This is a genomic window from Streptomyces sp. NPDC102259 (assembly GCF_044766465.1).
Classification (GTDB): domain Bacteria; phylum Actinomycetota; class Actinomycetes; order Streptomycetales; family Streptomycetaceae; genus Streptomyces.
On record NZ_JBIWMA010000039.1, the window covers coordinates 1 to 17636 of the forward strand.

Below are 17636 nucleotides of genomic sequence, written 5' to 3' on the forward strand. Positions count from 1 at the left end.
CGACAGGTTCCACGGTCTCCAACTCCACGGCGGTGTCAGTCACTTGACGTCTCTCCCATGATCGTCGGATCCGCCGTTAGATTTACACTCCCGCAGGATCGGCACACCGCACCTTTGCCATCGAGTCATCGACATGCTGGCGTGTCATCTGAGCCCCGATGAGGCCGCAGTTGTAGGGATCGTCAGCTCGGTAGAGAAACCTGATGGCCAGACGAAAGTAGGTCATCTGCACGTCAGCCAAGCCAAAGACCTCAGCAAACTCGATCGAGGCTTCCATGGTGCTGCGGTCGTGCCGCTCCTTCGCTGCGATGATCCCAGCCTCGCACTCGGCCAGCTTGGCGAGGCCAGCATCTGTCTCTGCCTCTTGTTCCTGCTGGTGCCGGGCTTGCGAGTAGCGGATGTTCTCCTGCGCTGCACGGTGCCGGGTGGCCTGCTTGCGCGCTCGGTTGGTCGTCACAACAACTCCCTGGGCCCGGTCGCGTCGCCCACGCCTGCGACCGGCTGAGAGTGCCGTCTCTTGATCGCGTGATTCGGAGAACCTTGACCGCAACGCCGACTGACGTGGGCAGTTCGGCAGGGCACCGGCAGACGCTGACCTGCCGCTCTGGAGCGTACCGACACCACGTGGCAGTTTCATTTACCCGCGCGGGTGATTCGACAGCATCGGCGGTGACTCCCGGAGCGGGCACAAATCCACCTGTCAGATGTACAGCTGGATACGTCAGCGGTCGACGCGGCAGTCGTAGACCCTGAGCGTCAGCTCCTTGAACGCCGCCCGGACGCGTTCGATGTCCAGGCCCTCATCGATGGCCTCCAGCGCCGCGGCAGCCGACAACCGAACCGCTTGGGGCAGGCCGTCATAGGGGGCAACTCGGTAGGCGACCGTACGGCGGGCCTCTTGCTCTTCCTCGTTCACTCCGTCAGGAACAAGAGGGAAGACCGCGGCCTCGTACAGCGCGATGCCCAGCAGAACCACATCGGCTGTCCCCTCAGTGTGGCCCCTGCTTTCAGCGGTTCGCCGGGAGGCCACCGCACGGCGGCGGTAGAGAAACAACCCGGCTGCCGCACTCGGGCCGGCTACACCCGCCCCTGCCACGGCACCCGACCAACGACCCAGGAGAAAACCCAGGCATGCGCCGAAGCCCGTCCAGCACACCGTCATCGACACGAGTATCGCGTTTATGCGGGTGGCGGGCGCAAACGTCATGTCCAGCAGTATGCACAGGCCATCGACGGCGATGACCTGGCGTGGTCGGGGCCTGGCGCCGCGCGGAAGAGTCATGAAGGAATAACCGCCTACCCAGCCGCCGGCAACTGCCGGAGGCTTCGTCGTCCCGCCCTACCGGCAGCCGCGGTACCCGGGGTGAGACAACCGCTGTTTCAGCTCAAGCAGTAGCCGAGGAGCGCAAGTCCGGCGGCAGCGGCGCGGTGCTGGTAGGTGCGCAGTCCCGGGGCACCGGGGGGTGCGGGCTTGCGGGCGTTGCGGTGCCAGTGGCCGGTGAGCGCGGCGAGGAAGGCAGTAGTGGTGTCGGCGCTGCCGGCCGTGGCGGGGTGGTCGCGCAGCAGACGGGCGATGTCTGCGGGTGTGTGTCCGGCGAGGATGAGCTGCGGGGTGAGGGAGGTGGCGTCGGTGCAGGCCGGGCCGGTGGTGGCGTGTGCCCAGTCGACGAAGGTGACGCCAAGGTGGTGGTCGCGGACCATGTTGTCGGCGCGCAGGTCGCCGTGGACGATGCGGTCGCCGTGGGCGAGGGCGGGCCAGGCCGCCTCGAGTTCGGCGAGCTGCGGCAGGCGGTCGCGGGCGGCGGGAGCGAGGTCGGCGGGCGGGTCGGAGAGGAGTTCGTCCCAGCCGTGCAGGGCTGCCGTGGTGGAGGGTGTGCTGTTCACCGCTGCGGCGTAGGGGGCCGGGGCGGGGCTGGAGGTGAGCTTGTCCAGCAGAGCCCAGGTCTGTTCGGCGTCGCCGGAGGCCGGGGAGAGGTCGGGGTGCGGGCCGTCCAGGTGGGCGATGACGACGGCGGTCCAGTCGGCGGCGCGGTGGATGCCCAGCAGGTCCGGCTTCGAGGCGGGCGCGCAAAGGCGTGGGGACGTCGGTCCATTGCAGACGGCCGCTGGTGGGCGGTACAGGCATCGGGGCAGCTTTCAGAGGTCCAGGAAACGGGTGGCGGGGTGATGGGGGTGCGCGCCGAGCCGGACCGCGAGTCAGGCTGAGGAACGAGGTCCTCAGTGCTCCAGCTCGACGCCGGGTGCTCGTTGGCATCACGCGCATTCGCCACTCGGCATGCTCCGAGTCCGCGGCAACTCCATCGTCCTGCACGCCATGCACTAGGAGTTGTCTTCAATGTCACGCCCACATCAGGAGCGAGGCGAGAGTGACGGCTGCCTGGTAGGACTCGGCGGTCTTGTCGTAGCGGGTCGCGATGCCGCGCCACTGCTTGAGGCGGTTGAAGCACCGTTCCACGACGTTGCGCCGCTTGTAGAGCTGTTTGTCGAAGGCCGGCGGGCGCCCGCCCCGGCTGCCGCGCCGGAGCCGGTTGCGGATCTGGTCGGCCCGCTCGGGGATGGTGTGGCTGATGCCGCGGCCTCGCAGCCAGGTCCGTATCGCGCGGGAGCTGTAGCCGTTGTCGCCCAGCACATGTGTGGGCCGCGCCCGGGGACGGCCCGGGCCCATGCGAGGCACCCGGATCGCCTCCATCACGGTGGTGAACTGGGTGCAGTCGTTGGTGTTGCCGCCCGTGAGCACGACGGCGAGCGGACGCCCGAAGGCATCGCAGGCCAGGTGAATCTTGCTGGTCAGGCCGCCCCGGGAGCGTCCGAGTGCGGGACTGCGGCGCCCCCTTTTCGGGCCCCGGCGGCATGCTGGTGGGCGCGTACGACGGTGGAGTCGACCGACACCAGCCAGTCGACCTCTCCCGCCGCGTCCGCCCGGGCCTGGGCGGCCTGGAGCATCCGCTCGAAGGTGCCGTCCAGGGCCCACCGGCGAAAGCGGGTGTGCAGCGTGTGCCAGGGGCCGTACCGCTCAGGCACGTCCCGCCAGGCCGTGCCCGTCCGGAACTTCCACACGATCCCGTTGAGCACGGTTCGATCGTCCAAACGCTTCCGCCCACGCAAGGACGCGGGCAGCAGCGGACGGAGGAACTCCCACTCCTCATCGGACAGTTCATGGCGACGTATCACCCGACCATGATCCATCACTCAAGATCAATTGAAGACACGACCTAGCCCGACGAGATCCGCGACCCCACCGAACTCCTCCCCGAACCCGTCGACGTGTCCGAGGAAGGACACCTACACCGAAGCCATGGAAAAGATCATCGAAGCCAAGCGGGAGGAGAAGCCACTCCCCGAGATGCCCGAGCCGCAGCAGCCGGGCCGGGTCCTCGACCTGATGGCCGCGCTCGAGGAATCCGTGTCCACGGCGAAAGCGTCCCGCGGCGAGGATGCCGACGTTCACGAACTGCAGAACCCCAGGAAGAAGACGGCCGCGAAGAAGACCACGGCGAAGAAGCAGCCGGCCAAGAAGACCACGGCGAAGAAGGCAGCTTCGAGGAAGCCACGCCGCAGCGTCTTAATCCCCCGGCCGCATTTTCACGATGCTCTTACCCCATCGTCCGCAGCGAAGGGCATGCTCTCGGCATGAGCCACGGACCTGACGACAAAGGCACGACGGTGCAGTACGAGCGGGAGGGGGCGTGGGTCGTCGTGGCACACGGCGACTACGACACCAACACGATCACCCCGCTCGAGGAAGCACTCGACACCGCCGCACGCAAGCACGCCCGCGTGGTGATCGACGTCTCTGGAGTCTCCTTCGCCGACTCGACCTTCCTGAACCTGCTGCTGCGCATCCACCACATGACCTCGCTACGCGTAGCAGGCCCGCCCCGCCAACTACGACACCTCTTCGAGATCACCGGCGCCGACACCGTGCTCGACACCCGCGAGAACATCCGGGAGGCCCTGCCCTGACCCACCGGACCCGCGGCGCGCCTCGCCACAGATCCGCCTCCGCCACGGGAGGCCACGCGGCTGCCCGCGCTCCTCGGATCGCCGTGCCTGCGGCTGCCCCGGCCCGACCCACGGCCGGCCAGACCCGCGACATGGTCGGGTGGTTCGCTGACGCGCCCCCAGTCGAACCGGCAGGCCCGTAGACCTGAATCAAATATGTGTTCGGAGGACAAGCAGCGCCTGGAGACACTGTGGGTGTGGCACGCCCTGTGGCTGACCCGCATCGATGCGAAGATCGCCGCCGTGCAGCCGCGGCAGGCGGTCGCGTTCAGGAGGCGTCACCGCGTGACGCCTCCTGGTGGCGCAAAGGGCACGCCCGGGGTCTACGTCGGGCGGGTCCTCGTCACCGGCGAGGCGTATGACGCCACCCACCGCGCCAACCGATGATCATCCTCACACAGAACCATCAGCACTCTCATGACTTACCAGTTCCCGATCCGAACGGCAGCCAACTCGACATTCCGGCAGATACCCGATGGTCAGCGATGGACTGTGCCGCGTTCGATCACCCTGGCGCACTGCCTTGGACCGGTGCCGGCCAAGCCCTCCGCGTATGCGTCCGGCTGTTCGGGGTTCCGCAGCCGATGGCGGGAAATGGGAAGCGGTCAGGGCAGCGGCGTCCCGCCGGTGGCATTAAGGATTTCCGCCGTGATGAAGCTCGCGCGGTCGGACGCAAGGAATACGTAGGCAGGTGCCATCTCCGCGGGCTGTGCCGGCCGTCCCAGAGGTGCTTGCTTACCGAACTCCTTGGTGTCCGGCATGGTGGCGGGGATCAACGGGGTCCACACAGGGCCGGGAGCCACGGCATTGACCCTGATGCCGTCGGCCGCGACCATCTGGGCCAGGCCCTGGGTGAAGGTGACGATCGCGCCCTTGGTGGTTGCGTAGTCGAGGAGATGAGGACTGGGTTTGTATGCCTGCACGGAGGTGGTGTTGATGATTGATCCGCCTGCTGGGATGTGGGGCAGGGCCTTCTTGCACAGCCAGAACATGCCGTAGAGGTTGGTTCGGATGACCCGGTCGAACTGTTCTGTGGTGATCGCCTGGATGCCATCGGGCTGGGACATTTGGTAAGCGGCGTTGTTCACAAGGATGTCGATGTGTCCGAACTCTGCGACGGCGTGCTCGACCAGCCGGTCACACTGCGCTTCCTCGCGGATGTCGCACGGCACCGCAATCGCCTTTCGGCCTGCCGCCTCGACGAGCCGCGTGGTCTCGTGCGCGTCCTTGTCCTCCTGTGGCAGATGGGTGAACAGGACGTCAGCGCCTTCGCGCGCGAAAGCCAGACATACGGCGCGGCCGATGCCCGAGTCGCCGCCCGTGACGAGGGCACTGCGCCCGTCGAGCAGACCGCTGCCTTTGTATGTCTCTTCGCCGTGGTCGGGAGGAGGGTCCATCGGGCCCGTCCAGCCAGGATGCTCCTGCTCCTGCTGCGGAAAGTCGGGCTGGGGGTGCTTGTCGGTGGGGTGCTCACTCATCGTAGGCCTCTCGTCCGGATGTGTGCAGGCTCCTGGTGCCTACGCCATGCCGCGCTCGGTTCGCGGCCGGCGAGGGCTCTCTAGTGGCTGGCCATGGTCCGCTTCTCGGATGGCTCGAGGTCCACTGCAGCGATCGGGTGCCCGACGGGCTCGCGGGCCACTACTGATCGGATCTCCCGCGAAAGCGGCTGCGGCTCGGTGCTGGATGGCGGGGCCGGGGCACCGGCGGGAGCGGGTGATCCGGGAAGAGACCCGGCGGGTGCGGGCCGGGTGGCCGGGGCGCTCTCGAGGTAGGTTTGTGCGGCCTGCAATGCCTCCGAGATGTCCCGCGTCCCGGTGGACACACACAGGGTGTAAGTGAGGTCGCGCAGCCGGGCACTCGAGGTACCGGCTGTGGAGGCGCCCTGATCGGAGGCAAGGACTTCGTAGTCCTTGACGAGGCGGCGCAGCGTCGCGGGCAGTGGCATCAGCATCGGGTGGTCTCCTTCAGACCGGGCGGCGGCCGGAATCAGGCACGGGGACGCAATCGGACAGGGCGTCATTGCGGACGCTGGCGCAGCTGGTGCTGATGAGGCGGGAGACGTGCATCTGAGAGAGTCCGAGCCGGTCGGCGATGCTGCTTTGTGTCATGTCCTGGAAGAAGCGCATGTAGAGGATGGCCCGCTCCCGTTCCGCCAGCCGACGCAGTCCGCGTTTCACCGCCTCGCGGTCTACCACCGTGTCGTAGGACGTATCCGTGACGCTGAGGTAGTCCGCGAGGCTGGCTCCGCCGTCGTCGGCGGTGAGTTCGGCGTCCAGGGAGAGGGCGCTGAAGCTTTCCAGCGCCTCTAGGGCCGTTTTGACCTCTTTCTCGGTGAGGCCCGTGTAGGAAGCGAGAGCGGCGAGAGTGGGTTCGGGGCTGCCAGGCTGCTGCATGAGTTCGCGGCGGGCCAGGCGGACCTGGTTGCGCAGTTGCTGTACCCGTCGTGGCACGCGGACAGCCCACGTCCGGTCGCGGAAATGCCGCTTCACCTCGCCCGTGATGGTCGGCACCGCGTAGCTCTCGAAGGCCCCAACAGCCGGGTCGAACCGGTCGACGGCCTTGACCAAACCCAGTGCGGCCACTTGGCGCAGATCTTCGATGGATTCTCCGCGGTCCCGGAACCGGCCGGCGATCCGGTGCGCCATCGGCAGCCAGGCCGCGACCAGTTCGTCGCGGACGGCATAGCGCTCAGGACCCGCCTTCAGCTGGGACAGGCGGGCGAACAGGCAGGCGGTGTCGGGGCTGTCGTCGTGCCTGCGCTGCGTCTGCGGGGCGCTGGGGATGTCAGGCGTGGGGTGGCCTGTCGACGTGTGAGTCAGCATGGGATCGCTCCTGAGCTGATTCTGCAGCCCCAGCCGGTGCGTGGTGTCCAGCGGGGCGCGAGACGTTGGTCAAGGAAGCCACAACGGTCCAGAGCGTCCGGCAACTGGAGGAAGCCGGCAGCCCCAATCCCGCGGGGGCTGTGCCTCCAGTCCGAAGCACGATCTTCGTCTGCCCCTGCCTGCCAGTACGAAACACCTCTCTCGTGAGCCCCGCGTGCGGCTGAGAGCCTGGCCTGTGCAGGACGCGCTGGCCTGTGCAGGACGCGCTGCGTCAGGATCGGGTCGCCTCCGAGTGGTGCACAACGGGGCGATGTCCCCTCTCGTCAGGCCCGGTCGGCTGCGGGTCCGCGACGCAATCTGGTGACCGCCGGCCGTAGTTTCACTCAGCGTCTGCAAGGGCGATGTCGCCGCTTTCGATGTGCCAGGCTGGCTGAACCTCTGCCTCTCCAAGCCGTCCGGAGATCATCAGGCCAGGCCCGCGGGATGGCGGCTCGTGAGCGTGGGGCAGGCTCAGGACGTGGGGCCTTGCCTGGGTCGTGTCCAACGCGGCCGTGCCGAAGCAGAGCCGCTGCGGGAGAAGGCGCAGCTCAAGCGGGCGATGAAGATCCGCCGGCCGGTCATGGTCATCGACATGGCCCGCAGAGCGCTGATGGCGGACTGCGGCTGCGAGCCGGAGGAGGCCTGGGACATACGGGCGCCTGGTGCAGGAACGGCGGCCGTCTGGGTGGGCCGGTCAACGCCGCCCGTCCCTTCCTTGGTCGCGGATCGCATCCTGAGCCGAGCAGGCTTCGCGTGGCTTACACGAAGCTCGCTCGTGTCAGAGGATGAGGGCACGTTGGCTCATCCCTCGACGCCGGTGGAGGTGTGGGGGGCGCCGACGGGTTTGGACTCCGGGGAACCGCGCTGGCGCAGGTAGACGGAGAGGATGGCCATGGACGCGACGGCCAGCAGCTCGGACTGCCAGTTCTGCAGGCTGCGGCTCCAGAAGTCTGCGGACACGACGTACTGCGTCCAGCCGACGGGAGCTTGCAGCTGCCTCAGCTGCTGCTCGTTGTAGGCGGCGACGCCCGCGATCGACTGCGCCAACCAGGAGAGCAGGAACAGCGCCGCCATCACGAGGCCGAGCGACCGGGAGAACACCGCCTGGCGCACCCCGCCCCCCGCTGCCCAGCGCGGGGATTCCGGGCCCGCGTGCTCACCGACTCGCTGATCCTCATCCGATTCAGGGCCGGCCTTGTGCATCTCCTTCGATTCCGGCGAACCTCGCTGAAGCAGCCACACGGTGGCGAAGATGTACAGGAAGAACTGCAGGTACTCCGACTGCCAGTTCTCCGTCACGTCCACGGCGAAGTCCGAGGAGGCCAGGTAGTCGAGGAAGCCGATCTGCGCGAGGCTGTCCGTGGCGAGCTGGTTGTTGAACTCTGTCCAGCCCGCGATCGCCTGTCCGGTGAGGGCGAGCAGGAAAGCGAATCCGAAAGCCAGCGTTATGCCGTTGTCCCGTACGAAGCGGCTCACACTGTGCTTCCTTACGGTGCTGGCGTCGTTCCGGTCCGAAGCGTCAGGTGGAGGTGGAGGCGTGGCGGCGGTCATCGCTGCATCAGTCCCACCGCGGTGAAGTAGGCCAGGCCGCCCAGGACGACGGTCAGGCAGAGGATAAACATGGTGCGCATGGGTCAGCTTCCCTTGACCGAGCACTCGTAGGGCCGACCGGGGCGAGGCTTGCATCCGGCGGCAACGATCTTCCAGCCGTCCGGGAACTGCGAGAGGAACAACGTGTCCGAAGCCAGCACGGCACGAGCCTGACGGCCGTGGATATCAACGCCGCGGACCGGGCCTCCGGCGGGAATTTCTTGCGCGGTCATCGCGGCGGTGCATGCCTTCTTCGCTGAGTTCTCCACTTCCTTGCGCGTCTGCGGGGCGAGAGCCGCACACAGTGCCACCCGGTCGCCTTTGCTCAGTGCCTTCTCGAAAGCCGTGGCCGCGTCGGAGGCTTTCGCACTGCGCTGCCCGGTGCCGCCGCAGGCGGCCAGGACCAGCAGGATCACGCAGAGCGAAAGGGCCCGCACCCTGGTGAGACGTCGGCCTTGTCGGCTCACGCTGGGCCCCCTGTCGGCAGATGCACGTCCCTGTTGCACGTCCTGTCTCATCGTGGCTGCCGTCTACCCCGACCGCTGACGGACACGCCCTGTCTCGCCCTCTGTGACACGCGCATGGTCGTCCGTCGATCTTCAGAAGACGTCCGAGCGGGCGCGCGGTGAGATGTCTCCTCATCCGTTCAGTGGCTGCCTGCTCGCAGATCCCGGCACCCCCACATCAGATGGGATCAAGGCTGCCCCGGAGCCGGGTGAGGAGCAGCGGACGACGGGTACGCAGCAAAGGACAACCGGATGCCGGTGCGGCCGAGGGGGCCGCACCGACCTGAAAGGAGAGCGTCATGCCGCAGGGCTCCAGCGCGAAGCGTGAGCGTCAGTACGAGCACATCAAGGAGAGCGCCGAGAAGCGCGGTACCTCCAAGGGCCGGGCGAAAGAGATCGCGGCGCGCACGGTGAACAAGGAGCGAGCCCGCTCCGGCGAGTCGAAGACGGCGCGCAAGACATCTACCCAGGACACGAAGTCCGCTTCCCAGCGCGGCGGTGAGCGCTCGCACCGCGGCGCCCAGGGGCCGACGAAGGACCAGTTGTACGCGGAGGCGAAGAAGCGTGGCATCAGCGGCCGCTCGTCGATGAACAAAAAGGAACTGGCCAACGCTCTGGGCCGCTGACGCGAGACTGCCGGGAAGGCAGAGGGCCGCGGCGGAGGCGCCGGCCTCGTCCGCACGGTGATGGAGCGGGATTCGACGACGCGCGCCCGGTGCGCAGCACCGCCGTCACCGCGTCCTCACCGACCCCCAGCACCGCGCGGGCGGTTGTCAGCCGCACCCGCAGACCGCTGTCGACGGGAACGCCGTCGATGTACGGCAGGCTCGGCACCATCCGGCCGACGGCCTGCCCGTCCATCGCCGCCCGGTAGCGGGCGAGCAGCGTCGGGTCGTCCAGCAGTTCGGCGAGCCGCTTGCGCATCCCGTCCACGGCGTCGGCCTGGACGTCCGGTGCGGCGAGCAGCGGCAGGTCGCGCCGCCAGTCCTCGTGCGTGAGCAGCTGCTCGGACACCCATGCCATCAGGTCGGTCGCGGTGTGGGTTCGCAGTCCGCAGGTGACGTGCAGGGAGCGGGTGCCCTGGTCGGCGGAGACCGCGTGCCACACGCCGCGCGGCACGTACAGGATCTCGCCCGGCCACAGGACCAGGTCGGCGACCGGCTCGGTGGGCGCCTCGCCGGGGTCCTCGATGTCGCGGTAGAGCGGGAACGGTCGGGTCGTGCCGTAGATCCGCCACCGCTTCGCGCCGTCCAGCTGGACGACGACGGTGTCGTGGTCGTCCCAATGGACGCCGAAGCCCTCGGTGTTGGTCCACGAGGCGTACAGGTTCGCCTGCACACGGGTGCGGAGGTCGCGCTCTAGCGCTTCGCAGAGGCGGGCGAGAGACGACCCCCTCCTCGTCACACCCAAACCGGTTCCCGGACCGCTGACGTGGCCGGACCAGCGACCCATTTCGCACCGTGTCACCCCGTTCAGCGCGCCATCGTGAGCCAGGACACGCACGAGCGGGACTTGCCTCCCGCGTCACCCGAACGGCGCCGGTCCCTCACCCGTGAAGGGCACCAGCAGACGTCCCCGATGATCCAGACGAGTCGGCCCCGCCGGACGGATCGTGCGTTCTTGATCATCGGGAAAATGAAGCCGCGCATCACCACTCGCCTGGATCGCCGCCGCAAGGTGCACTGGCACACCTCGAAGGACACCACCCCACTCCACAGGGTCCGCCGGGGAAAATAGCCCGAGATCCACAGCGATGGCTACCTGCTCTCCCGCCACCACGAGCACAACAGGGGAGTCCGGCGAGATCGTCATTCAGCCACTCTCCCCTGATGGGAATCCTCCTGGGACCGTGCATCGGGTGACATCGTGCGGCGGCTGTCAGACCACTGAAGGCTTCCCTTAACTCACGAAGGCGCATCCCAGATCTTTGCCCGGTCGGTTTGTCCTGCGTTCTGGTCGTCGGCACTGTCGGCAAGCCGCGGGCACCGGCCCTGCTCTGCCTGCGGGCGAAGTGAGCTCAGGAATCGAGCCCGAGTTCGACCCAGACCGATTTGCCGGGCAGACGGGGGCCACGCCCCACCGTAGGGCGAGCCGTTCAAGGAGCTGCAAGCCGAAGCCACCAGGCTCGCAGTTCGCAGTGACGCGTGTGCGGGGCTGGCGATCGCTGTCGTCGCTGACCGCGATGCGCAGCAGCTGGTCAGTCCAGGTGACGCGGATCAGGGGTGGGTCGGCGCCGTGGCGGATGGCGTTGGTGATCAGTTCCGAGACGAGCAGTTCGGCGGTCTGGATCACCGGGTGCCGGCGCAGCGGCCCGCCGAAGCCTTCCACGCAGTCGTGGACCCACTGCCGGGCGAGCGCGATGCTCGCCGTGACCGCGGGCAAACGCACCTCGCAGGATGAGATTGTCGGTTCGCCGTTCACGAGCCCTCCTCCAGCATGGGTGGTCCCGCTCCGCCGGGACGGGCACGGCTCGTAGGTGCTGACGGCCATCTGCCGGGTGACCCCTGCCCGCCCGGTGAACCGTCTGCACCGGCCCGAGGGACCGTCAGATCATGTGAAGGCCCTTGGTCAGATCGTGAGCTGGGCTGGTGGTGGCGGGATGAAGGGCGCTGGCAGAATCAGGTCCCGTCGCAGGAATTGGGGCCGCGCCGTTCGCGTTGTGGGCCGTGGTGTGAGGGTGAGGGAGCCGGCATGGGACAGGTTTCGGATGTGGAGATTCCACTGGACCGTGATGTGTTCCTGCGGACTTTGGTGCGTGAGTTGGCGACGTCGCTGGAGTCGGTGATCGGTCTGGAGGAGGCGTCCGGTTACGTCAGCCTGGTGGGGCACGCCGTCGGCACGCAGATCGACGAGATGTACCTCAAGGCGCTGGGAGCCGACCGGCTCACGGGTGAGCAGGTCGCCGAGGCGCTCGTGGACCTCAAGCGACGCATCAACGGTGACTTCTACGTGATCGAGCACGACAGGAAGAAGATCGTGCTGGGCAACCGGGTGTGCCCGTTCGCCGAGAAGGTGGTGGGCCGGGAGTCGATGTGCATGATGACGTCGAACGTCTTCGGCACCATCGCCGCCCGCAACCTGGGCTATGCGCGCGTGGAGCTGGAGGAGACCATCGCGCGCGGCGGCGCGGGCTGCCGGGTGGTGGTGCACCTCGTGCCCGACGTGGACGTCGAGACGGTGAGTGGCCGTGAGTACTTCGGCGACCCGGTTGTGGCTCCATGACCCTTGGCCTCTTCCGGGCCATCACCAAGCCGCTGCCTCACCCGGTGCTGCTGTGCGGGGCCGACGGCCGCGTGCTGGCCGCCAACCCGGCAGCCGGTCGCTGCGACGACCGGCTGCGCCCGGGCGCCAGCCTGTTCGAACTGCGGCCCGACGACACCCCGCTGCTACGCCAGCAGCTGACCGTGTGGCTGCGCAGCGGCAGCCCGATGCCCGGCGCGCTCGTCGTCAAGGACGCCGACGGCCGGCTGCGGCGTTTTCGCTGTCACGGGGCGCGGGCCACGTGGTGGGACGGCCCGCAGCCGGCGGCACAGCTGCATCTCGTCGAGGCCGGGGCGTCCGACCGGTTCGTCGTGCTCAGCCAGCAGGTGGAGGCCTTGAACCGGGAGGTGGCCTTCCGCCGGGCCATCGAAGTGGACCGGGCTCGGCTGCTGGCCGCCGAACAGGCCTCCCGTGCCCAGCTGCAGCACCTGTACGACCTGACCGCCGCCCTCGCCGGCGCGATCACCCTCGCCCAGGTGTCCCGCGCCGTCACCGAGGTGGCGCCGCCCGCCCTGGGGGCCGCCGCCGCAGAGCTCTACCTGCACTCGGCGCGGCTCGTGCCGCCCCTGCAGCCGGACGACCATGGCCTTCCGGTCGGCGCGGGGGGCTGGACCGACCTGGACCAGCCCTCCTCCTCGGGCGGCCCGCCTCCGGGCGAAGCAGCGGACGCGGTTCCGCTCGCGCTGTCGCTGGAAGCGGACGGCGTCCACCTGGGCATGCTGATCATCTACGGCTCAGACAGCTTCACCGCTCCCGAGCATGTGACTGCTGTGGCCCAGCAGATCGCCCAGGCCCTGCGCCGAGCGGGCCTGCACGAGCACGAACACCGGGTCGCCGAACGCCTCCAGCTCAGCCTGCTTCCCCAGCTGCCGCACCTGCCCGGCCTGGAGACGGCCACCTGCTACGCCCCGGGAAGCGACCTGCTCTCGGTCGGCGGCGACTGGTACGACGGCTACGACGTGGACGCCGATCACATCGGCCTGAGCATCGGCGACGTCGCCGGCCACGGACTGCACGAAGCGACCGTCATGGCACAGATCACCGCCGCCCTGCGCAACATCGTGCCGCGCCGCGGCACCGACCCCGCCGCAGTCCTCGACGAACTCAACACCTTCCTGGGCCGCTACCACCCCACCCGCATGGCCACCGCCTGCTACCTGGTCTTCAACCGCCGCACACGCGTCCTGACCTACGCCAGAGCCGGCCATCCGCCGCCGCTGCTCATCCACGCCGACGGCACCAGCGCCTACCTCGACCACGCCATCGCACCACCGCTCGGACCCGTCCGGGACATCTGCTACCGACAGGCCGCCACCACCATGGGCGAGAACGACACCCTCCTGCTGTATACCGACGGCCTGATCGAGCGCCGCCGCGAAGACCTCGCCATCGGCCTGCAACGGCTCACCGCCTGCGCCCGCACCACCACCGGCCTGGACATCGCCGAACTGTGCAACCGCTTCCTGCACCACCAGCCCGAAGCGGCGTTCCCCGACGACCGAGCCCTGCTCACCGTCCGCTTCCCCCCACCGGCCTGACCAGCCTATCCACCCACCACAACGGCATCACGGCCTTTGCCGCAGCCAACCAGGCCGTCAGCAGCACCCACAGATGGGTGCAGATAGGCGCTGCCCAACCGCCCGGGCTCGGTCGCCTTCTTGGCCGTCGTCTTCTTGGCGGTCGTCTTCTTGGCCGCGGTCTTCTTCTTCGGCTGCGTGAGGTCGTGGACGTCGGCCACGGTGGTGTCGTCGGTTTCGCCGCGGGAGGCCTGGGCCTTGCGTACCGGCTCCTGCAGCGCGGCCATCAGATCCCAGGACCTGACCCTGCTCCTTGGGCTCCGGCGCCTCGGGCAGCGGCCTGTCCTCCCGCTTGGACTCGATGATCTTCGCGACGGCCTCGGTGTAGGCGTCTTGGAACTCCTCGCCTTGCAGGTCCTCGCGGGTCATGGACTCCATCAGCGCCAGCGCGCCCTCGATCTCCCCCTCCGACACCTCGACCGCCGGCGGCAGCAGCTCGGCGGGGTCGCGGATCTCGTCCGGCCAGCGCATCGCGTGCAAAACGATCGTGTCCCCCCGCACCTGAGCAGGCCCAGGCGCTTGCGCCCCGACCACGCGTACTTGGCAACCGCCACCTTCGACGAGCGCTCCAGGGCCAGGCGCAGTAGCTTGTACGGTTTCGCCGCGACCTGACTGGCGGGCTGCAGGTAGTAGCCCTCCGCGATCCGGATCGGGTCCACCGACTCCAGCGGCACGAACGCCTCGATCTCGATCGCCTTGGCCGTCGGCAACGGCAGCTCCCGCAGTTCCTCGTCCGTGATGGGTGTGGGATCTCATTTCTCGTGTCGTCTCCAACAGACGCCCAGGAGCCATTGAGCGTCGACATCAGGATGGCTGCGGTCGCTGCAGTCCCTGCAGGAGCAGTTCGATCAGCCGCCGGGGGTTGTAGCGCGGGTCGCTGTCGCGTCCGATGCACAGGTTGCATCGGGCATGTCGAGTGCGCAAGCTGTGGCCGGGGGTCTCCTCAGGTCGTCGGTTCTTGCTTCGAGATCGGTGGCCTCCTGTTGCGAAGGTGCTGGTCAGGCTTGCTCTGTCGGTGCCCTATGCCCTCGCCCAGTTGAGTCCGAGTGTCCAGGGGGAGCAGGACAGACCGCGTCGTACGGAAGAGCTGGTGCTCGACGATCCGCAGATCGATCATGGGATACCTGGCACGCAGCTCCCACGGCACCATCAGCGCCAGCAGCACGACACCGCTCACCAGCGGGACCAGGATGTACCCGCTCCCCCACCCCCGGTCCGAGGCCCTGGTCAAGGCGTACAGGACCGACGCGAGGCCGCCGCCCGCCGGGACGAAGCCGATGAGGTCGAAGCGGGGTGCGCCCGGGCCGGGGAAGTCGGGCAGGACCCACAACCCGAAGAGCAGGGCGCGCACTTCGACGGGCAGGTTGACGAGGAAGACCCAGTGCCAGGAGGCGGTGTCCACGAGCCAGCCGCCGAGGACGGGGCCGACGGCGGGGGCGACGGCGGTCGGCAGCAGGACGTACTTCTGCGCGCGCAGCCGCTCAGCCACCGGTGCGATCACGACTCCCCATGGGGACGGCGAATCCGTCGGTGTGCACTCGGCGGGCCATGACCGGCCTTTACGATGATCCAATGCGTCAGCCCGCCGCAGAGCCGTACTGGAACACCAACGTTGCCCGGCATCCGGGCATCCTCCGCGCCGTTCCCGAGGGATGCCGTGACGCGTTGGACGTTGGCTGCGGGGATGGGCTGCTGGCACGGAAGCTTGGCGGTCGGGCGAAACACGTCACCGGGATCGACAAGTCGCCGGACATGATCGCCTGCGCACGCGAGTCCGCTGCCGGCCACCCACAACTCACCTTCGTCGAAGGAGACTTCCTCACCGAGGAACTTCCCTGTGCGGAGTACGACTTCGTCTGCTCGGTGACCACGATCCATCACATGGACTTCGAGGCGGCACTCGTCCGCATGCGTGAGCTGCTGCGGCCTGGCGGCACGCTGATGGTGGTCGGTCTGGCCCGTGAGGCGAGCGTGACGGAGTGGGCGGCGTTGATCGCGGCTGCCCCGATCGTTCGGATCACGAAGGTGCTGCGCCGCGCGCGTGGCCCGCAGGGCATGCCGGTCGCCGACCCGCAGATGAGTTATGGGCAGGTGCGGGCTGCTGCCCAGCGACTGTTGCCCGGCGTGCGGTATCGCCGGCATGTGCTGCGCCGGTACTCGCTGACCTGGGAGAAACCCGCCCGCTGATCCGGCATCGATGGCGGGCTGCCGGTCGCCGTTGCCGCCCGTGCTCCCGCCGACCGTGTCGTACGCCGCGCCCAGGCCGCGGCTGACGAATACCGGCTTCATGATGAAGCTCGACCAATAAGCGGAGAGCGGGCGCAGGTACCGTGCCCAGAGGGGAGCACTCGCCGTTGGGTGCGCCGACCACGGCTTGACCTTCGAGTCGGGTGGAAGGTTCAGCGTCGAAGATGCCGCACCCTGAGACTGCTGAGCCTTCGGGTGCGGCACAATGCTTGGCCTGGCAGGTCAGGCCCCCGGGTGCAGACCGAGCCAACCGGGTGTCGGGTCACCCTTGACCTCGCCGAAGTACAGGGCGAAGGTCTGCTTGAGCCGCTCGACCTTGGCGCGGTCTTCCATGAAGCGGGGGAAGCCGTCCACGTTGGCGTCGGGGTACTCCCAGACGGGCCGGAGGCCGGTGGGTGCGGCGATGTCCGTACGCACCGACCAGCTGTTGGAAGTCTGGCGCTCGGTGGAGATCTGCCAGTTCAGGAAGAGCTTGGCCGCGGTCGGGTTGGCGGCCTGCTTGAAGATCGCGAGTCGTTGGCCCCAGGCCATGAAGGGGTGCCCGTCGGGCATGCCCATACGGATCCCGGTGGTGGCCGTCGCACTGGCTCCGGTACCGAGACCGACGACCGCCGTCTTGTTGTTGATCGCGGTGCTGGGCGAGAACGAACCACGAGCGAACTGCGGCTGCTGGGCGGCGAGGGCCGCCATCCAGTCCCAGCCGTACTTCTCCGCGTAGAGGGCGTAGAGGTAGAGGACCGCATCGTCGTCGTGCGGGTAGGAGGAGGCGACCTTGCCCTTCCAGCGCGGGTCGATCAGGTCCAGCGGAGACCGAGGCGCGTTCGCGCCGGCCGCCGCGATGTCGTAGACGTAACTGAAGGCGATGACCGCCGCAGAGATCCAGGCGCCGTCGGAGTCCCGGAACTTCTTGTAGAGCTTGCTGAAGCCGGCGGGCTTGTAGTGCAGCAGCCGGCCCTCGCGCTTCCAGCGGGTGAAGTCCTGCAGCGTCTGCAGCTGGACAACGTCGGGGACGAGGGTGTCGGTTGCGAACTGGTTGTCGATCCGGACATCGTGGTACTTGCTGTAGTCCACGATCAGCTGGAGGTCTATCTCCGGGAACCGTGCGCGGAAGGCATTGCGCGCGCTCGCACCGCTGCCCGCGTCGGCGAGGTCGCCGCCCGCGTAGACCACGAGTTTGCCGCCCTCGGCGAGCGCGTCCTGGTACAGCTCGTCGAGGGTCCTGGTCTCCTCGGAGCCGCTGCCGGTCGCGGACTTGGCGGAAGCGGCCGAGGCGGGGGATGCGGTGGTGCCGAGTGCGCCGAGGCTGAGCGCAGCCCCCGCTCCGGTGGCGAGAAGGCGTCGTCGGCTGGGCAAGCTGGTCACGGGATGTCTCTTTCTGCGTGGGGGCAGGGTGATCTCTGGTGACGAATTTATCTGACGCAGCAGCATCTGACGGGTCAGTAAAACAATCAATAGGCTGTCAATCCGAACGTCCGGCGGGCACTCTCCGCCGCCGCTCGTGGATCGAGTGCCTGGTGTCGGTCACGGGCTCGAATCCGGCCCTGCCGACTGGACGGCCCGCTGGCAAGATCGCACCCAATCCGCTTCTCATT

23 protein-coding genes and 2 pseudogenes are annotated in these 17636 nt (G+C 68.2%); 8 read left to right on the forward strand and 17 right to left on the reverse strand.

The window, feature by feature from the left end; all coding sequences use genetic code 11:
* Positions 1-82 precede the first annotated feature (82 nt).
* The 4 genes from ACIRPU_RS41885 to ACIRPU_RS41900 form a co-directional block, all read right to left on the reverse strand.
* Complete coding sequence (locus tag ACIRPU_RS41885) at positions 83-457, reverse strand: hypothetical protein (protein ID WP_403877747.1); 375 nt, start codon at positions 455-457, stop codon at positions 83-85.
* Positions 458-721: 264 nt separating this feature from the next.
* Positions 722-1207 carry a hypothetical protein gene (locus ACIRPU_RS41890; RefSeq protein WP_403877750.1) on the reverse strand — a complete coding sequence of 162 codons (486 nt, stop codon included), beginning with the start codon at positions 1205-1207 and terminating at the stop codon, positions 722-724.
* A gap of 173 nt (positions 1208-1380) precedes the next feature.
* On the reverse strand, positions 1381-2133 hold the full coding sequence (locus ACIRPU_RS41895) for a phosphotransferase family protein (RefSeq protein ID WP_403877852.1): 753 nt from the start codon (positions 2131-2133) through the stop codon (positions 1381-1383).
* 205 nt (positions 2134-2338) lie between these two features.
* A protein-coding gene (locus ACIRPU_RS41900) for an IS5 family transposase (protein WP_403877854.1) occupies positions 2339-3168 on the reverse strand; the annotation gives its coding sequence in 2 pieces (ribosomal slippage) (positions 2339-2832 and positions 2832-3168; 831 coding nt in all).
* A 127-nt stretch (positions 3169-3295) separates the two neighbouring features.
* Between ACIRPU_RS41900 and ACIRPU_RS41905 the strand changes: the two genes are divergently transcribed.
* The 3 genes from ACIRPU_RS41905 (at position 3296) to ACIRPU_RS41915 (ending at position 4389) form a co-directional block, all read left to right on the forward strand.
* The gene (locus ACIRPU_RS41905) at positions 3296-3634 is read left to right on the forward strand and encodes a hypothetical protein (RefSeq protein WP_403877753.1); all 339 of its coding nucleotides are present in this window, start codon (positions 3296-3298) and stop codon (positions 3632-3634) included.
* On the forward strand, positions 3631-3963 hold the full coding sequence (locus tag ACIRPU_RS41910; protein WP_403877756.1) for an STAS domain-containing protein: 333 nt from the start codon (positions 3631-3633) through the stop codon (positions 3961-3963). The genes ACIRPU_RS41905 and ACIRPU_RS41910 overlap by 4 nt, the downstream gene beginning before the upstream one ends.
* 195 nt (positions 3964-4158) lie before the next feature.
* Positions 4159-4389 (forward strand): hypothetical protein, encoded by a 231-nt coding sequence (locus tag ACIRPU_RS41915; protein WP_403877759.1) that lies wholly within the window; start codon positions 4159-4161, stop codon positions 4387-4389.
* A 218-nt stretch (positions 4390-4607) separates the two neighbouring features.
* Here ACIRPU_RS41915 and ACIRPU_RS41920 read toward each other — a convergent pair whose 3' ends face one another.
* From ACIRPU_RS41920 to ACIRPU_RS41940, 5 genes are all read right to left on the reverse strand, one after another.
* A complete protein-coding gene (locus ACIRPU_RS41920) occupies positions 4608-5480 on the reverse strand; it encodes an SDR family oxidoreductase (protein WP_403877762.1) in 873 nt (290 codons plus the stop codon).
* An 80-nt stretch (positions 5481-5560) separates the two neighbouring features.
* On the reverse strand, positions 5561-5953 hold the full coding sequence (locus ACIRPU_RS41925; RefSeq protein ID WP_403877765.1) for a DUF5133 domain-containing protein: 393 nt from the start codon (positions 5951-5953) through the stop codon (positions 5561-5563).
* Between the two features lie 13 nt (positions 5954-5966).
* On the reverse strand, positions 5967-6824 hold the full coding sequence (locus ACIRPU_RS41930) for a SigB/SigF/SigG family RNA polymerase sigma factor (protein WP_403877768.1): 858 nt from the start codon (positions 6822-6824) through the stop codon (positions 5967-5969).
* An 840-nt stretch (positions 6825-7664) separates the two neighbouring features.
* The gene (locus ACIRPU_RS41935; protein WP_403877770.1) at positions 7665-8339 is read right to left on the reverse strand and encodes a DUF6766 family protein; all 675 of its coding nucleotides are present in this window, start codon (positions 8337-8339) and stop codon (positions 7665-7667) included.
* Between the two features lie 158 nt (positions 8340-8497).
* The gene (locus ACIRPU_RS41940; protein ID WP_403877773.1) at positions 8498-8869 is read right to left on the reverse strand and encodes a hypothetical protein; all 372 of its coding nucleotides are present in this window, start codon (positions 8867-8869) and stop codon (positions 8498-8500) included.
* 389 nt (positions 8870-9258) lie between these two features.
* Here ACIRPU_RS41940 and ACIRPU_RS41945 point away from each other — a divergent pair, with 389 nt between their 5' ends.
* On the forward strand, positions 9259-9585 hold the full coding sequence (locus tag ACIRPU_RS41945; RefSeq protein ID WP_403877776.1) for a plasmid stabilization protein: 327 nt from the start codon (positions 9259-9261) through the stop codon (positions 9583-9585).
* Here the strand turns inward: ACIRPU_RS41945 and ACIRPU_RS41950 are convergent.
* The 3 genes from ACIRPU_RS41950 to ACIRPU_RS41960 all read right to left on the reverse strand — a co-directional run bounded on the left by ACIRPU_RS41950 (position 9530) and on the right by ACIRPU_RS41960 (position 11380).
* Entirely contained in the window at positions 9530-10411 is an 882-nt protein-coding gene (locus tag ACIRPU_RS41950) for a cupin domain-containing protein (RefSeq protein ID WP_403877779.1), read from the reverse strand. The genes ACIRPU_RS41945 and ACIRPU_RS41950 overlap by 56 nt on opposite strands.
* A 72-nt stretch (positions 10412-10483) precedes the next feature.
* On the reverse strand, positions 10484-10771 hold the full coding sequence (locus ACIRPU_RS41955; RefSeq protein ID WP_403877782.1) for a hypothetical protein: 288 nt from the start codon (positions 10769-10771) through the stop codon (positions 10484-10486).
* A gap of 87 nt (positions 10772-10858) precedes the next feature.
* Positions 10859-11380 (reverse strand): ATP-binding protein, encoded by a 522-nt coding sequence (locus ACIRPU_RS41960; RefSeq protein ID WP_403877785.1) that lies wholly within the window; start codon positions 11378-11380, stop codon positions 10859-10861.
* 270 nt (positions 11381-11650) lie between these two features.
* Between ACIRPU_RS41960 and ACIRPU_RS41965 the strand changes: the two genes are divergently transcribed.
* Together ACIRPU_RS41965 and ACIRPU_RS41970 are read left to right on the forward strand one after the other, a co-directional pair.
* Positions 11651-12181 (forward strand): methanogen output domain 1-containing protein, encoded by a 531-nt coding sequence (locus ACIRPU_RS41965; RefSeq protein WP_403877788.1) that lies wholly within the window; start codon positions 11651-11653, stop codon positions 12179-12181.
* Positions 12178-13758, forward strand: a complete 1581-nt coding sequence (locus ACIRPU_RS41970) for a SpoIIE family protein phosphatase (RefSeq protein ID WP_403877791.1) — start codon at positions 12178-12180, stop codon at positions 13756-13758. The genes ACIRPU_RS41965 and ACIRPU_RS41970 overlap by 4 nt, the downstream gene beginning before the upstream one ends.
* A gap of 5 nt (positions 13759-13763) precedes the next feature.
* Here the strand turns inward: ACIRPU_RS41970 and ACIRPU_RS41975 are convergent, their stop codons facing one another.
* Complete coding sequence (locus ACIRPU_RS41975) at positions 13764-14024, reverse strand: hypothetical protein (RefSeq protein WP_403877794.1); 261 nt, start codon at positions 14022-14024, stop codon at positions 13764-13766.
* Between the two features lie 140 nt (positions 14025-14164).
* On the opposite strand from ACIRPU_RS41975, the gene ACIRPU_RS41980 reads away from it, so the two are divergent.
* Positions 14165-14302, forward strand: coding sequence for a hypothetical protein (locus ACIRPU_RS41980; RefSeq protein WP_403877862.1), 138 nt, complete (start codon positions 14165-14167; stop codon positions 14300-14302).
* 55 nt (positions 14303-14357) lie between these two features.
* On the opposite strand, the pseudogene ACIRPU_RS41985 reads toward ACIRPU_RS41980, so the two are convergent.
* The 3 genes and pseudogenes from ACIRPU_RS41985 to ACIRPU_RS41995 form a co-directional block, all read right to left on the reverse strand.
* A pseudogene (locus ACIRPU_RS41985) lies at positions 14358-14507 on the reverse strand (Ku protein); the annotation flags it as partial.
* Positions 14508-14601: 94 nt separating this feature from the next.
* Positions 14602-14697 (reverse strand): annotated as a pseudogene (locus ACIRPU_RS41990) (TetR family transcriptional regulator); the annotation flags it as partial.
* 43 nt (positions 14698-14740) lie between these two features.
* Positions 14741-15298 carry a hypothetical protein gene (locus ACIRPU_RS41995; protein ID WP_403877797.1) on the reverse strand — a complete coding sequence of 186 codons (558 nt, stop codon included), beginning with the start codon at positions 15296-15298 and terminating at the stop codon, positions 14741-14743.
* A 47-nt stretch (positions 15299-15345) separates the two neighbouring features.
* Between ACIRPU_RS41995 and ACIRPU_RS42000 the strand changes: the two genes are divergently transcribed.
* Positions 15346-15984, forward strand: coding sequence for a class I SAM-dependent methyltransferase (locus ACIRPU_RS42000; protein WP_403877800.1), 639 nt, complete (start codon positions 15346-15348; stop codon positions 15982-15984).
* A gap of 282 nt (positions 15985-16266) precedes the next feature.
* Here ACIRPU_RS42000 and ACIRPU_RS42005 read toward each other — a convergent pair whose 3' ends face one another.
* Positions 16267-17406 (reverse strand): ABC transporter substrate-binding protein, encoded by a 1140-nt coding sequence (locus ACIRPU_RS42005; protein ID WP_403877803.1) that lies wholly within the window; start codon positions 17404-17406, stop codon positions 16267-16269.
* Positions 17407-17636: the final 230 nt, after the last annotated feature.

Coding starts and splice junctions, on each gene's coding strand:
- ACIRPU_RS41905 (WP_403877753.1), top strand. CDS start 3,296: ATGGAAAAGATCATCGAAGCCAAGCGGGAGGAGAAGCCACTCCCCGAG.
- ACIRPU_RS41915 (WP_403877759.1), top strand. CDS start 4,159: ATGTGTTCGGAGGACAAGCAGCGCCTGGAGACACTGTGGGTGTGGCAC.
- ACIRPU_RS41975 (WP_403877794.1), bottom strand. CDS start 14,024: ATGGCCGCGCTGCAGGAGCCGGTACGCAAGGCCCAGGCCTCCCGCGGC.
- ACIRPU_RS41930 (WP_403877768.1), bottom strand. CDS start 6,824: ATGCTGACTCACACGTCGACAGGCCACCCCACGCCTGACATCCCCAGC.
- ACIRPU_RS41925 (WP_403877765.1), bottom strand. CDS start 5,953: ATGCTGATGCCACTGCCCGCGACGCTGCGCCGCCTCGTCAAGGACTAC.
- ACIRPU_RS41965 (WP_403877788.1), top strand. CDS start 11,651: ATGGGACAGGTTTCGGATGTGGAGATTCCACTGGACCGTGATGTGTTC.
- ACIRPU_RS41945 (WP_403877776.1), top strand. CDS start 9,259: ATGCCGCAGGGCTCCAGCGCGAAGCGTGAGCGTCAGTACGAGCACATC.
- ACIRPU_RS42000 (WP_403877800.1), top strand. CDS start 15,346: ATGACCGGCCTTTACGATGATCCAATGCGTCAGCCCGCCGCAGAGCCG.
- ACIRPU_RS41970 (WP_403877791.1), top strand. CDS start 12,178: ATGACCCTTGGCCTCTTCCGGGCCATCACCAAGCCGCTGCCTCACCCG.
- ACIRPU_RS41950 (WP_403877779.1), bottom strand. CDS start 10,411: ATGGGTCGCTGGTCCGGCCACGTCAGCGGTCCGGGAACCGGTTTGGGT.
- ACIRPU_RS41920 (WP_403877762.1), bottom strand. CDS start 5,480: ATGAGTGAGCACCCCACCGACAAGCACCCCCAGCCCGACTTTCCGCAG.
- ACIRPU_RS41910 (WP_403877756.1), top strand. CDS start 3,631: ATGAGCCACGGACCTGACGACAAAGGCACGACGGTGCAGTACGAGCGG.
- ACIRPU_RS41980 (WP_403877862.1), top strand. CDS start 14,165: ATGGACTCCATCAGCGCCAGCGCGCCCTCGATCTCCCCCTCCGACACC.
- ACIRPU_RS41890 (WP_403877750.1), bottom strand. CDS start 1,207: ATGACGTTTGCGCCCGCCACCCGCATAAACGCGATACTCGTGTCGATG.
- ACIRPU_RS41955 (WP_403877782.1), bottom strand. CDS start 10,771: ATGACGATCTCGCCGGACTCCCCTGTTGTGCTCGTGGTGGCGGGAGAG.